The organism is Staphylococcus sp. SB1-57, from assembly GCF_017086425.1.
In the GTDB taxonomy this organism is placed as follows: domain Bacteria; phylum Bacillota; class Bacilli; order Staphylococcales; family Staphylococcaceae; genus Staphylococcus; species Staphylococcus warneri_A.
In genome coordinates this window covers 1,034,017-1,047,956 of the sequence record NZ_CP070964.1, presented here as the reverse complement: position 1 = coordinate 1,047,956, position 13,940 = coordinate 1,034,017, and the positions used below count along the sequence as shown (strand labels likewise).

Below are 13,940 nucleotides of genomic sequence, written 5' to 3'. Positions count from 1 at the left end.
ATGGTTCAATATTACACTTGGAGGAATGACTTATGCATTATTATCAACCCCTTTTACTTACACCAGGACCAACCCCAGTACCCGATGAAATTATGTCCCAAATTCAATTACCTATGGTAGGCCATCGTTCTTCGGATTTTGAAGTGATTGCTGAAGATGCTTATAGTGGCTTAAAACCAATATTCGGTGCCCAAAATGATGTCTTAATATTAACATCTAGTGGTACGAGTGTATTAGAAGCAAGTATGTTAAATATCGCTAATCCTGAGGATCATATCGTCATTATTGTTTCAGGCGCCTTTGGCAATCGATTCAAACAAATAGCTGAGACTTATTATAAAAATATCCACGTCTATGACGTTTCTTGGGGCGAAGCAGTCAATGTTAATTCATTTTTAGATTTTCTTAAAAGTTTAAATGTCAAAGTCACTGCTATTTTTACCCAATTTTGTGAAACATCTACTGGTGTATTACACCCTATCCATGTACTTGGACAAGAAATTAAATCTTATGATTCAGATATCTATTTTATAGTTGATGGCGTAAGTTGTATTGGTGCCGTCGATGTTGACTTGGTCAAAGACCATATTGATGTTTTAGTGTCAGGTAGTCAAAAAGCAATTATGTTACCACCAGGTTTAGCTTTTGTCGCTTATAGCACTAGAGCGAAATCAAGATTCAAAGAAGTTACAACACCAAGATTTTATCTTGATTTAAACAAATATATAGATTCATCTACTAAACACTCTACTCCTTTTACACCAAATGTTTCATTATTTAGAGGTGTGAATGCATATGTTGACTTAGTTAAGCATGAAGGTTTGAACCATGTTATTCAACGTCATTATATTATTCGAGATGCGTTACGACATGCTCTTAAAGCACTAGACCTCGACGTATTAGTTAAAAAAGATGAAGTTGCTTCCCCTACCGTTACAGCATTTATTCCAAATTCCAAAGATGAATTGACAATAATTAAAAATCAACTTAAATCTAGATTTAATATTACTATTGCAGGTGGTCAAGGGCATCTTAAAGGAGAAATACTTAGAATTGGTCATATGGGTAAAGTCTCCCCATTTGATATTCTATCCGTTGTTTCCGCATTAGAACTTATTCTTACTGAATATAGAAACTCAAATTATATTGGTACAGGTGTATCAAAATTTATGGAGGTAATACAGCATGAGTCATAAAATTTTAGTTTCGGACCCTATTTCAGATGAAGGTATTAAAAGTTTATTAGAACATCCTGACTTTGACGTCGATATTCAAACTGATTTAACAGAAGAGACATTGGTAAATATAATTCCTGACTATGAAGGGTTAATCGTGAGAAGTCAAACACAAGTTACTGACCAAATTATTGAAGCTGCATCAAATTTAAAAGTAATTGCTAGAGCAGGTGTTGGCGTAGATAATATAAATATTGAAGCTGCGACATTAAAAGGTATACTAGTCATCAATGCACCGGATGGCAATACCATCTCAGCAACTGAACATTCCATCGCAATGATTTTGGCTATGGCTAGAAATATTCCACAAGCGCATCAATCTCTAAAAGCTGGAGAGTGGAATAGAAAAGCGTTTCGTGGCACAGAATTGTATAAGAAAACATTAGGTATTATTGGTGCTGGACGTATTGGTTTAGGTGTAGCAAAACGTGCACAAAGTTTTGGAATGCAAATATTGGCCTTTGACCCATATTTAACAGAAGACAAAGCCAAATCATTAGATATTCAATTGGCTACTGTAGATGAGATTGCTTCAAAGTCAGATTTTGTAACCGTCCATACGCCTTTAACACCTAAAACAAAAGGTATTGTCGGAGATAACTTCTTTAAAAAAGCGAAACCTAATTTACAAATAATCAATGTAGCCCGAGGTGGGATAATTGATGAAGATGCACTTATCAATGCTTTAGACCATGCTCAAATTTCAAGAGCTGCCATAGATGTATTTGAGCATGAACCCCCTTTAGATTCGCCATTAATTAAACATGATAAAATTATAGTGACACCACATTTAGGTGCATCAACTGTTGAAGCACAAGAAAAAGTAGCTGTCTCTGTTTCAAATGAAATCATTGATATATTAACTAAAGGGACTGTCGAACATGCAGTCAACGCACCTAAAATGGATATGAATGAGGTTGACCAAAATGTAAAAGATTACTTATCATTAGCCACTACAATTGGGGAATTTGGTATCCAACTCTTAGAAGGTGCACCGAGTGAAGTAACGATTACTTATGGCGGAGATGTAGCAAAAATTGATACAAGCCTAATATCAAGAACCATAGTATCTAATATTTTAAAAGAAGACTTTGGAGATGAAGTCAATATTATCAATGCTTTAGCTTTATTAAATCAGCAAGATGTAACCTATCAAATTGAAAAAAATAAAAACGAATCAGGTTTTAGTAACTATATTGAATTGTCATTATCAAATGATAAAGACACAATTAAAATTGGTGGTACGGTATTGTCCGGTTTTGGCCCAAGAATTGTTAGAATCAATAATTTCTCTTTAGATTTCAAACCTAATCAGTATCAAATCGTTACATGTCACAATGACCAACCAGGTATAGTTGGTAAAACAGGTAATTTATTAGGAGATAACGGTATTAATATTGGTTCAATGACTTTAGGTAGAACAATTGAAGGTGGTCAAGCATTAATGATACTATCTATTGACCAACCAGCATCACAAACCCTTGTTACTGAACTTAACAATGCGATACCATTCAATAAAATTATAAGTACTAAACTAACACTTTAAATCAATAAAAGCTACAAAATATGTGATTGATGACATCATAACATCTCTCATATATTCTGTAGCTTTTTTTATAATAATATGTCGCGGATATTTCCCACATGATTAACAATATAATCGGCATCGTTATTTTCTAATTCTGTCTTAGCCTGTTCACCTTTTAGTCCAGTTAAAGTTCCTATAAATGTAGCACCTATTTTCTTTGCACTTAATAAATCCGCTAATGAATCACCTACAATAAATACTTCCTCTTTTTTAACTATATTATTTTGATGTGTTATATATTTGAAGTATTCATCTTTCTTATTACCACTTAATGTTGCTATATAACTAAACGGATTTGGCTTTCCTAAAGGTTTATATTCAGCAAACATAGTTTCAGCTTTTAACACTTCGCTTGCTGTCACAATGTGCTTTTCATCAAAATATGAAAGTAGATTCAGTGTTTGAAATGGCACGAGTGTTTCCGTTCTTGGTCTACCTGTAGCAATCGCAATTTGATAGCCACTAGCTTTCAAATCATTGAGTAGATCTTGAATCTCTTTAATAGGACGTATTAAAATTTCTTGATGAATAAAACCACTTTTATTTTGCTTGTACGGTGCATGACCTCCAACTACTTTAAACAATGTTGACCCTAAATACCATTCTTGATATATAGATTGTGTTAAATTCCAAAGCGGACTTTTAAAATCAAAGTATGATACATTGTTCGTATTTAATTCATTTCTCGCATACTCTTGTAATCGAGAGAAAATATTAGACTTTCCGCTTTGAACATGTTCTAAAAATTTAAGTGGCAATTGGTAATCAATTTGATAATTAGATTTTATCAATTGACCTATATGTTGTAACTGTTCTCCATTAATTTGTTGAGACTGAAGTATCTTTTCTACTTCATCAGATGGTAATGCTTTTAATATCTGAATATAATGTAAACTAAAGACAATATATAACATGTCCCAATTTGAGTTTAAACCGAGTGACTTCAACTTTTTTAAAACGTCATCGTTGACGAATATATCTGCTCTAATTCGATCAATATCTTCATTTTCAAGAAGACTTAAATCTATATCAGGTTTCAATCCTAAATAACTTTGATCCATTAGTAATTCATAGACAGTCAAAGCTGAAACATCAAAGCAACGTTCTTCACTTAAAAAAACACCATCTACATCAAACAATACTGACTTCATCTATAAACTCCCTTTCAGAAAATTCTGATACTATATAATATACATGTTGTAAATAAATAGAGCAAATTCAAATTATGAATTTGCCCTACCCTATTAAAAATATTATGATTCGATTTGTTTTTCTATTTCGTCTGCGACTTGTTGTACATGAGTACCAATGATGACTTGAGTTGAATGTTTACCACTCTTAGTGACACCAACAGCACCTGCACTTTTAATTTTCTGTTCATCGATGATTGAGTTATCTTCAAGCTCTAATCTTAGTCTTGTTGCACAATTTGTCAAAGTAGTAATGTTTTGAGCGCCACCCAAACCATCAAGAATTTGTGAAGCTGATTTACTATATTTACTTCCATTACTTTGCTTAGTATCAGCACTTTCCTTTTCAATCGCATCCTCATCAGTTGGATCAACTAATTCATTGTCACCTCGTCCAATGGTATTTAAATTAAAGAACTGTATGACAAATCTAAAGATAACATAATATAAAATGAAGAATACAATACCTTGTACTAATAACATTAATGGTTGATTAGCTACTGGATTTATTAGAGATAATATGTAATCTATGAGTCCTGCACTAAATGAAAATCCAGCTGTCCAATGAAAAGTAGCAGCAATAAATAATGATAATCCAGTTAACAATGCGTGAATAACATATAATATAGGTGCAACAAACATAAATGCAAATTCAATTGGCTCTGTAACACCTACGAAAAAGGCAGCTATCGCACTTCCTAAGAACCAACCATATACTTGTTTTTGTTGAGATGTTTTAGCTGTATGGTACATTGCTAAAGCTGATGCAGGCATACCAAACATCATAATTGGAAAGAACCCTGCTTGGTATCGACCTGTAATACCATGTACAGCATCTTTACCTGTTTGGAATTTACCAATATCATTGATTCCAACTGTATCAAACCAAAATACTGTGTTTAATGCATGATGTAAACCCGTTGGAATTAATAAACGGTTGGCTACACCATAAATAAATGCGCCAAATGGCCCCATACCTACAATCCAAGTACCAAATGTCACAATAGCATTATAAACAACTGGCCATACAAATAATAAAATAACTGCTATAAATGTACAGAAAAATGCGGTTAGTATAGGTACCAGACGTTTACCACTGAAAAATGATAATGCGAGTGGTAACTCTGTTTCACTAAATCGATTATAAGTATACGCCGCAATAAGACCAATAATGATACCTACAAATACGTTGCCGTTATCCATCTTGTCGAATGCTTCACCTAATGATGATGGCTTAACATGCAAGATAGGCGCTAATTTATCTGGTGATAACACTTTGGTTACTACAAAGAAGCCTAATGCTGATGCTAATGCGACTGCACCATCATTCTTCTTAGCCATACCAATGGCTACACCTATAGCAAATAATATGCCTAATTGCTCAAGAATAGTAGTACCTACGGCAACAAAGAATTGAGCCACTTGAGGTAAGGCATGTAAAACGTTTAGCGCGTTACCTATACCAACTATAATCGCTGCTGCTGGTAATACTGCCACTGGTAACATCAGTGAACGACCTAAATTCTGAAAAAATTTAAACATGTAACACTCCCCCTTTATTTTTGTTGGATGATAAATGACAATTTTCAATTTCTCAAATTTATCATTTAATTTGTAATTTTGTATATGTATGAAAAATGATGTAAATCACTGTCATATCAACTTATATCCTTACATATTGTATCAGAATCAATAGATAAATAAAATTGCATTTTCATGCTAATTATGAACTTTTCAAGTTTTTTGTTTTTTTAAATTTGATAGAAGAACACTTCTGTTAAAATTCACATTGAAATAAAAGTAATTATGATATTTTACACTAATCTATTTATAACAAATTATACAAAATATATTATACACAATATTTTGATTTTTTGATAAAATGATAGCAATCAATAAGGAGGTTGAGCTTTATGAAAAAGATTTTAGTAATCGTTTCAATTTTTAGTGTCTTATTAGTAGCTTGTTCAAGTAGCCCTACTAAAAAGGCGGAAGGTAAATGGCAAAATGAGAATGGTGATATTATCACTATAAAAGGTGAATCTCTCAAAGTCACAACTGAAGGTGAAACTGCAGAAGGATCAATAAAAGATGATAAAGAACATAAAGATCTTGCCAAAATTAATTTAGGTGGCTCAACTGGTTATTTAAAAGTTGGTAAAAAAGCGGTTTACGCATTAGAAAAACCAGATGAAAAACCCGATGATAGTGAAGCAAAATTCGAGAAAATCAAACAATAATATTAATACCCGTTAAAATCTAAACATGATTTTAACGGGTGTTATATATAATCATTATTTTACTTTTTTCGCTTTGGCAACTTCTTCATCAGAACCAGCCTTTAACTTTAATTTTAATGTATCATCTTCTAGCTTATAATCAATTTTCATAGGATGATTTTCATAATATAATGTTATGATTTTATCATCTTTATTTATTTTACCGTGTAAGACTTCTTTTTCATTTTCATTAGAAACCTCAACCTTATTGTTTTTCTTAATTTCTATCGTCCCGCCATTGTCTTCCACTTTGTATTTACCATAGATTTGATTACTACACGCTGTTAATATAAAAAGCATCGTAAGCGTAATCGCCATTATTTTCTTCATACTGTTTACACCTTTCAATTAGAAATTCAGTATAAAATATGCAATCTCAAAAATTAAATTACTCTTTTTTCAATTCAATTTTTTCATCATCTTTATCTGGATTAATTAATATGAGTTTATCCCCTTTAACTTTATAATCAAATTTCATTGTTTCATCCTGCACTTCAAACGTCATTGTTTTTTTATCTTTGTCAATTCGCCCTTCAACATTACCATCATTCTTTTCTACACCAAAAATACCACCATCATTTTCTAGTGATTTTAGATGTAAAGTTGCACGATCACTATCTTTACTTGCTTTAATGCTCATTTCATCATTTTTATATGTACCATCTACTTTACTACCGCATGCTGCTAACAAAATAAGCATGCCTAAACATAATACAATTATTCTTTTCATTTAAAATGTCCCCCTAAAATTTAAAATGTTTTGTACATCATAACAATGATGGAGGACACATATTGTCTATTTACTTATACATTAAAAAACATATTAAAAAGGTTGGATATGATTCAAAATATTTCATTGAATCCCTATCCAACCTTAATGTTTAATTATAAATTTTTAGCTAATTCATTTAATTCTTTTTGCAATGCTGTTGTTTGGCGTTCGATTTCTTTTGTTAAGTAATCTACTTTTTCATTTCTTTTTAAGTCTTTAGGTAAATTACTTGTATCAATAGGTTCACCAAACTTTATTAATGCTTGACCTGTAACCAGTCCATGTAATTTTTTAGGTCCTACATATGCTGCAGGAAGTATAGGTGCTTTACCTAACATAGCTATTGTTGCTGCACCACGTTTCAATGGCGCACCTTCTGCAGATGTTCTGTGACCCGTTGGGAAAATGCCAACTGTTTTATTCTCTTTTAATAATTTAATTGGTCGTTTTAATGTGCTTGGACCGGGATTTTCTCTATCTACTGGAAATGCATTTAATGCAGTTAAAAATTTACCGCCCCATTTATTACTAAATAATTCTTTCTTTGCCATGTAATGGATTTGGTTTGGATAAATAGCCATACCTAACATTATCACTTCGTTATAACTTTCATGTGTACAAGTCACAACATATTGATTATCTTTCGGTACATTTTCTTTTCCGATAACAAATAATGATTTACCTAACTTAACTAAAATAAAATACAAGATACTACTAATCACTCTATACATAGTTACACCTACTCTTATAGTTTTCTGTTTAACATTTAGATTTTATCATTTAGATACTTGTTGAACAAGATAAGCTTTAAATAAGTCTAAAGTCTGATTGCAGAAAACTAGCGTTTTTGTGAAAAAAATTACATAATTATATTGTGAGAATATTTATATTGGAGGTCAAATATGTCAGATTATACACAAATGAATCAATCCTTTGATTCTTACGATCAGCCATCTCGATATAATAAACCTAAGTTTCCATGGTTTAAAACTATACTCGTTGCATTAATTGCAGGTATCATTGGTGCATTACTAGTATTGGGTATTGGCAAACTACTCGATCATACCATTTTCAATCAAAATGGAGCCACTGTTAATGAAGCTTCAAATAGTAAAGGTGGTAATCAGTTAGACGGTAAAAGTGATAAGTATAGTTCAGTTCATGAGATGATTAAAGATGTATCGCCAGCAATTGTAGGTGTTATCAATATGCAAAAGTCAACGAACTTGGACGATTTACTAAATGGTAAGACAGCTAAGCCTGAAGAAGCAGGTATTGGATCCGGAGTCATCTATCAAATCAGTGATGGTTCAGCATACATCGTTACTAATAATCACGTTATCGATGGTGCTTCTGAGATTAAGGTTCAGTTACACAATTCCAAACAAGTTAAAGCAAAATTAGTTGGTAAAGACGCAGTCACTGATATTGCCGTATTAAAAATTAATAATACGAAAGGTATCAAAGCTATAGACTTTGCTAATTCATCTAAAGTACAAACAGGCGATAGCGTATTTGCGATGGGTAACCCTCTAGGCCTTGAATTTGCAAATTCAGTCACTTCGGGTATTATTTCAGCAAATGAACGTACGATTGATGCCAATACCACTGGTGGAAATACAAAAGTAAATGTACTTCAAACTGATGCAGCAATTAACCCTGGTAACTCTGGAGGTGCCTTGGTAGATATCAACGGTAATTTAGTTGGCATAAACTCTATGAAAATCGCTTCAGAACAAGTTGAAGGCATTGGATTCGCTATACCAAGTAACGAGGTCAAAGTTACCATTGAACAATTAGTTAAACACGGTAAAATTGAACGTCCTTCTATTGGTATCGGCTTAATTAATTTAAGTGATATTCCAGATTCATATAAAAAAGAATTAAATACGGATAGTCAATCTGGTGTTTATGTAGCCAAAGTGGATCACGATAATGACTTGAAAAAAGGAGATATTATTACTAAGGTAGACGGAAAATCAGTAAAAGAAGACACAGATTTACGAACATATCTATATGAAAATAAGAAACCAGGTGAAGACGTTAAGTTGACGATTATTCGAGATGGTAAAACTGAAACAATTGATGTCAAACTAAAGAAACAAGTTCAGTCAGTTAGCCAATCTTCTTCAGAAAAACAAAGTCAATTTGCAGAATAAATAACAGGAATGGATGAATTTAGTTTTCATCCATTCCTGTTTTATTTTCACCTAAGTAATAAGTTGGAATTAAAATAAGTATAATCGCAATCATTGAAACTAGAAAACCTTCATGAAAGCCCACAATTGAATGACTCATTTCATGATGACTATGTCTCATGGATAAATTAGAAGCTACAACGGTTGCTATGATTGCTGTACCAAAACTTGCACCAATATTTTCAATCATGTTAATTCCTACGCCAGCTTCTGATAACTGATTCTGAGAAACACCTTTGTAGGCATCGGCCATTAAACCTAAATTGATGCCACCAACACTACATCCACGAATAAATAAAATGAACGACAACCATGCAATAGATGATTCATTATCAACAAATATCAATGGAATTGTGCCAAGAATAGCAATCACGATACTAATATATATAACCTTTTTGGATCCTATCCGGTCAATAGATGTTCCAATATATGGTCGTGTGATTAACATACCTATGCCTTGAGGAATTAGTGCTAGTGCTGCACCAATAGCAGAATAACCTTTAAATTCTTGAAAATATAAAGGTAGAATAACCATTGGCCCCATAATACCCACATTTGCTAATAATAATCCTGTCATTGATGCTGAGTACGTTTTATTTTTAAACAAATTTAAAGGTAGTACCGTATTAAAATCGCATAGTTTGTTATAAAAAATATAAGCAACAATAGCTGCAACTCCAATGAATATAAATGTCATAACTTTACTATCTATAAATGAACCTATAGTACCAGCTAGACTGATACCATAGATCACTGTTGCACTCGTAATGCATAATAAAAGAATGCCCCATATATCTAACTTTTTATGCTTTTCAAATGGTTTGAATGATGGTACATATTTCATCATGAGTGGTACAGAAATGAGTGAAACTACTATATTAATAAAAAACATCCAACGCCATGAGGCAAAATGAATTATAAATCCACCTAATGTTGGGCCGAGAATTGGTCCAAAGATCATAGGTGTACTGACGATAGCCATTACCCTTCCTATATGATCTTGTCCAGCAGTCTTTACCAGTAAAGTGAACATAAGTGATGTAATAACTCCCGCACTAAATCCTTGAAAGATTCTAAATAGAATAAATATACTCACTGTCGGACTGATTCCTACAAATAATGAAGTAATACCAAAAACTAGCATAGCTATAATAAAAGTATATTTACTATTAAAATGATTCATTAACCATCCAGAAAAAGGAATAGCTATAGCAAGGGCTAAAATATATCCAGTAATCCCCCATTGGACAATATCTATATTAGTATGAAATGTTTGATTAAGTTGTTGAATACCAATATTTATCATAGTTGAATCTAACATAGGTGCAATGGCTCCAATCGCTATTGCCCATGCCGCATTCATTGTATCTTTTGGAATCTGATGTTGTGTCGCTTTCTTTGACATAAAACGTCTCCTTTTTGTTTCTTCGTCAACAAACTTACACCCTTTTAGTTTCCTTGTCAACAAAATTCCGATAAAAAAAGTACTCTAAAATTAATTAGAGCACTTTTTTCGAAATATCATACTTAATGTTGTAATCTTTTATTTTTAATTTCTTTATCCAAATGTTGATTATACTTTTCTATAAAATGTTGAATGCTTTCGAACTCTTGTTGTGTTAAACTTTCAAAAACATCTTGATCTCGTGCATCAAATTTTGCATGAAGTTGTTGATGTGTGTGATAAACTTGTTGTCCTTTAGGCGTAAGTCGAAAATAAATTTCTTTTTTATTATGCTCATTTTGATAACTTTCAATTAACTTTTTAGATTGTAATCGTTTCGTTAATTTACTAATTGCACCTCTTGTCATAAATAGCTGCTCCGTTAAACTTCTAACATTTGGATTGTCTAATTCATGTATCGCTTCAATGCAATGCACTTCACTAGACTTATAATCCTTTAATGCCTCTTGCATTTCACTTTTATTTAGCCATGCTATTTTATTAAACACGTTACGTAATCCTGTCATGATGACTTCTTCTTTATTCACGCTTTACCTCCTAGACACAACATATTGCAACTACTATTTATAGTTAACCATGAAGTATTTCTTTTTACCTCTACGAATAATCGTAAACGCACCTTCGATTTTATCTTCATCAGTTAATTCGTAGTTAACATCTTGTTGGCGTACACCATTAATATAAATCGCACCATTATTAACATCTTCACGAGCTTGACGTTTAGATGATCCAATGCCTGTTTCAATCAATGCATCAATAATATTAGTTGTATCCTTAGATAATTCAACTTGAGGTACGTCTTTAAAACCTTCTTTTAATTCTTTTGCTGATAAAGATTTTAAATCACCGCTAAATAATGCTTGTGAAATTCTAATCGCATCATTCAAGGCGTCTTCACCATGGATAAAGCGTGTCACATTTTCAGCTAAAGCTTTTTGAGCTTCACGTTTGTGAGGTGCTTCTTCTTTAGACTGCTCTAACTGATCGATTTCTTCTTTACTCAAGAATGTAAAGTATTTTAAGAACTTGATAACATCTTCATCTGATTGATTAATCCAGAATTGATAAAATTCATATGGGCTTGTTTTATCAGCATCTAGCCAAACAGCACCTGATTCTGATTTACCGAATTTCTTACCATCAGATTTTGTTACTAAAGGAATTGTTAATCCATAAGCTTCAGTTTGACCATACATACGTCTCATCAATTCGATACCACTTGTAATGTTACCCCACTGGTCTGAACCACCGACTTGAATTTTACAATTTAATTCACGATTCAAGTGTCCGAAATCGATAGCCTGTAAAATAGTATACGTAAATTCAGTATATGAAATACCATGTTCTAACCGCGTTTGGATAGAATCTTTACCTAACATGTAATTGACACCGACATGCTTACCATAATCGCGTAAGAAACTAATTAACGAAATTTGGCCTAACCAGTCTTTATTATTTACTAATACTGCTCCTTTATCGGTACCAAATTCAAATAATTTATGCATTTGATTACTAATACCTTGCACATTGGCTTCTACTTGTTCTTCTGTTTGTAACACACGTTCTTCTGATTTACCTGATGGGTCCCCAATCATACCTGTTCCGCCACCAATTAAAACAATAGGACGATGCCCGTGTTCTTGGAAACGTCTTAATGTTAAGAACGGAAGCAAATGACCAATATGTAAACTATCTGCAGTTGGATCTGCACCACAATATAGCGTTACTTGCTTTTTATTTAATAATTCCTCTATACCCGCTTCATCTGTTTGTTGATAAATCAGTCCACGCCACTTTAAATCTTCAATTAATGCATTTGTCATATTTCTCTTCCTCCTATATATTATGTATTTTCATAAGTTAAGATGAACGTAAAACTTAGAATTAAAGACCAATTCTAAAAATTTGTATAAGTATGATTTATAGATTTATTTAATCAACAAAAAAAGCACCCTTACATCATATTTAAATGTAAGGGCGCAATTGCACGGTACCACCATACTTGAATTAAAGGTATATACAGATTTTATAATTAAACCCATTTATACCTCTTTTCTCTTTACTAATGATACGTTCATTAATCAAACGTCAGACTGTTATATAAGGTGTATTCACTAGTTAGATCATGTTAGTTCTCAGCAACCACTAACTCTCTAAAAATCTCTAAAAAGCTACTTGTCCTTCATCTGAAACTTATGTATTTGCCATTAATTATAGTTAACATTATTTTAAAAGTCAACTTTACGACTATGGTATAATAAGTCTACATAAAGGAGGTTTGCTATGGATAAAATCATGAAACAACAACAACAAGATAAAATGTTTCAATTTGAAAAGAAATATAAGCAGCTCAAACATATCATCGTTACCATCTTTCTAATTGGTTTGATGTTTATGATTATTATCCTGCTAGCAGCCATCATATACTTTCATCAATTGACTAAAGATGCTTCATCTATAAGTGATCATGCACTTAAACATAAGGTCATTCACTTTGCAGGAGATGACTTAATTAATTATAAAAACAATGACATTTTAGATGAATATGATCATTCTTTAAATTCATTAATTGTTGGTCCAAAACATGTTAGTCCAGACGTCATTAAAGCATTAACTTCTTCAGAAGACACCTTATTCTTTCAACATAATGGCATTTTACCTAAGGCCATTATACGAGCAATGTTTCAAGATATAATGCAAAATGATCAAAGTTCTGGTGGCAGCACGATAACACAACAATTGATTAAAAACCAAGTACTTTCTAATGAAAAAACTTATAGTCGTAAAGCTAATGAAATTATATTAGCACAAAGACTTGAACGTATACTCTCTAAAGAAGAAATTATTTATACGTATTTAAATATTGTACCTTTTGGTAGAGATTATAACGGTGCCAATATAACAGGTATCTCTTCGGCGTCTTATAGTTTATTTGGAATTCCACCTAAAGATTTAAATGTTGCACAATCAGCTTATTTAATTGGCTTATTACAAAGCCCTTACGGTTATACACCATATAAGGAAAATGGTGACTTAAAACCAGACAATCAAATAGATTATAGTATTCAGAGACAACATTATGTACTAAAACGTATGTTGGTCGAAGAAAAAATATCTAAAAAAGAGTATAAAGAAGCGTTAAAATACCATATTAAATCACATTTACTTACAAAACCTAATAAAAATGCTGGTTAAATCATAAATACCCGGTAA

General features: G+C 32.2%; 13 protein-coding genes. 5 read left to right on the top strand and 8 right to left on the bottom strand.

The window, feature by feature from the left end; translation table 11 throughout:
- The first annotated feature begins 32 nt into the window (after window positions 1-32).
- Window positions 33-1,196 carry a pyridoxal-phosphate-dependent aminotransferase family protein gene (locus JX000_RS05235; protein ID WP_002452192.1) on the top strand — a complete coding sequence of 388 codons (1,164 nt, stop codon included), beginning with the start codon at window positions 33-35 and terminating at the stop codon, window positions 1,194-1,196.
- Window positions 1,186-2,781, top strand: a complete 1,596-nt coding sequence (gene serA / locus JX000_RS05230) for a phosphoglycerate dehydrogenase (protein WP_124227846.1) — start codon at window positions 1,186-1,188, stop codon at window positions 2,779-2,781. Before JX000_RS05235 ends, serA begins: the two co-directional genes overlap by 11 nt.
- A 68-nt stretch (window positions 2,782-2,849) precedes the next feature.
- Here the strand turns inward: serA and JX000_RS05225 are convergent, their stop codons facing one another.
- On the bottom strand, window positions 2,850-3,974 hold the full coding sequence (locus JX000_RS05225) for an HAD family hydrolase (RefSeq protein WP_124227847.1): 1,125 nt from the start codon (window positions 3,972-3,974) through the stop codon (window positions 2,850-2,852).
- 102 nt (window positions 3,975-4,076) lie between these two features.
- Window positions 4,077-5,555 carry an N-acetylglucosamine-specific PTS transporter subunit IIBC gene (gene nagE, locus JX000_RS05220; RefSeq protein ID WP_206140962.1) on the bottom strand — a complete coding sequence of 493 codons (1,479 nt, stop codon included), beginning with the start codon at window positions 5,553-5,555 and terminating at the stop codon, window positions 4,077-4,079.
- A 371-nt stretch (window positions 5,556-5,926) separates the two neighbouring features.
- Between nagE and JX000_RS05215 the strand changes: the two genes are divergently transcribed.
- Window positions 5,927-6,253, top strand: coding sequence for a DUF2147 domain-containing protein (locus JX000_RS05215; RefSeq protein WP_206140961.1), 327 nt, complete (start codon window positions 5,927-5,929; stop codon window positions 6,251-6,253).
- A gap of 54 nt (window positions 6,254-6,307) precedes the next feature.
- Here the strand turns inward: JX000_RS05215 and JX000_RS05210 are convergent, their stop codons facing one another.
- The 3 genes from JX000_RS05210 to JX000_RS05200 all read right to left on the bottom strand — a co-directional run bounded on the left by JX000_RS05210 (window position 6,308) and on the right by JX000_RS05200 (window position 7,795).
- Window positions 6,308-6,622, bottom strand: a complete 315-nt coding sequence (locus tag JX000_RS05210) for a hypothetical protein (protein WP_145506618.1) — start codon at window positions 6,620-6,622, stop codon at window positions 6,308-6,310.
- 58 nt (window positions 6,623-6,680) lie between these two features.
- A complete protein-coding gene (locus JX000_RS05205; protein ID WP_124227851.1) occupies window positions 6,681-7,022 on the bottom strand; it encodes a hypothetical protein in 342 nt (113 codons plus the stop codon).
- 155 nt (window positions 7,023-7,177) lie between these two features.
- Window positions 7,178-7,795 carry a lysophospholipid acyltransferase family protein gene (locus JX000_RS05200; protein ID WP_002452185.1) on the bottom strand — a complete coding sequence of 206 codons (618 nt, stop codon included), beginning with the start codon at window positions 7,793-7,795 and terminating at the stop codon, window positions 7,178-7,180.
- Window positions 7,796-7,984: 189 nt separating this feature from the next.
- Here JX000_RS05200 and JX000_RS05195 point away from each other — a divergent pair, with 189 nt between their 5' ends.
- Complete coding sequence (locus tag JX000_RS05195) at window positions 7,985-9,223, top strand: S1C family serine protease (protein ID WP_398575058.1); 1,239 nt, start codon at window positions 7,985-7,987, stop codon at window positions 9,221-9,223.
- 19 nt (window positions 9,224-9,242) lie between these two features.
- Here the strand turns inward: JX000_RS05195 and JX000_RS05190 are convergent, their stop codons facing one another.
- From JX000_RS05190 to tyrS, 3 genes are all read right to left on the bottom strand, one after another.
- Window positions 9,243-10,667 carry a DHA2 family efflux MFS transporter permease subunit gene (locus JX000_RS05190; protein ID WP_124227854.1) on the bottom strand — a complete coding sequence of 475 codons (1,425 nt, stop codon included), beginning with the start codon at window positions 10,665-10,667 and terminating at the stop codon, window positions 9,243-9,245.
- A 122-nt stretch (window positions 10,668-10,789) separates the two neighbouring features.
- Window positions 10,790-11,254: a MarR family winged helix-turn-helix transcriptional regulator gene (locus JX000_RS05185; RefSeq protein ID WP_075778990.1), complete on the bottom strand. Its 465-nt coding sequence runs from the start codon at window positions 11,252-11,254 to the stop codon at window positions 10,790-10,792.
- Between the two features lie 33 nt (window positions 11,255-11,287).
- Complete coding sequence (gene tyrS / locus JX000_RS05180) at window positions 11,288-12,550, bottom strand: tyrosine--tRNA ligase (protein WP_124227855.1); 1,263 nt, start codon at window positions 12,548-12,550, stop codon at window positions 11,288-11,290.
- 460 nt (window positions 12,551-13,010) lie between these two features.
- Between tyrS and JX000_RS05175 the strand changes: the two genes are divergently transcribed.
- A complete protein-coding gene (locus tag JX000_RS05175; protein ID WP_002452180.1) occupies window positions 13,011-13,922 on the top strand; it encodes a biosynthetic peptidoglycan transglycosylase in 912 nt (303 codons plus the stop codon).
- Window positions 13,923-13,940 lie beyond the last annotated feature (18 nt).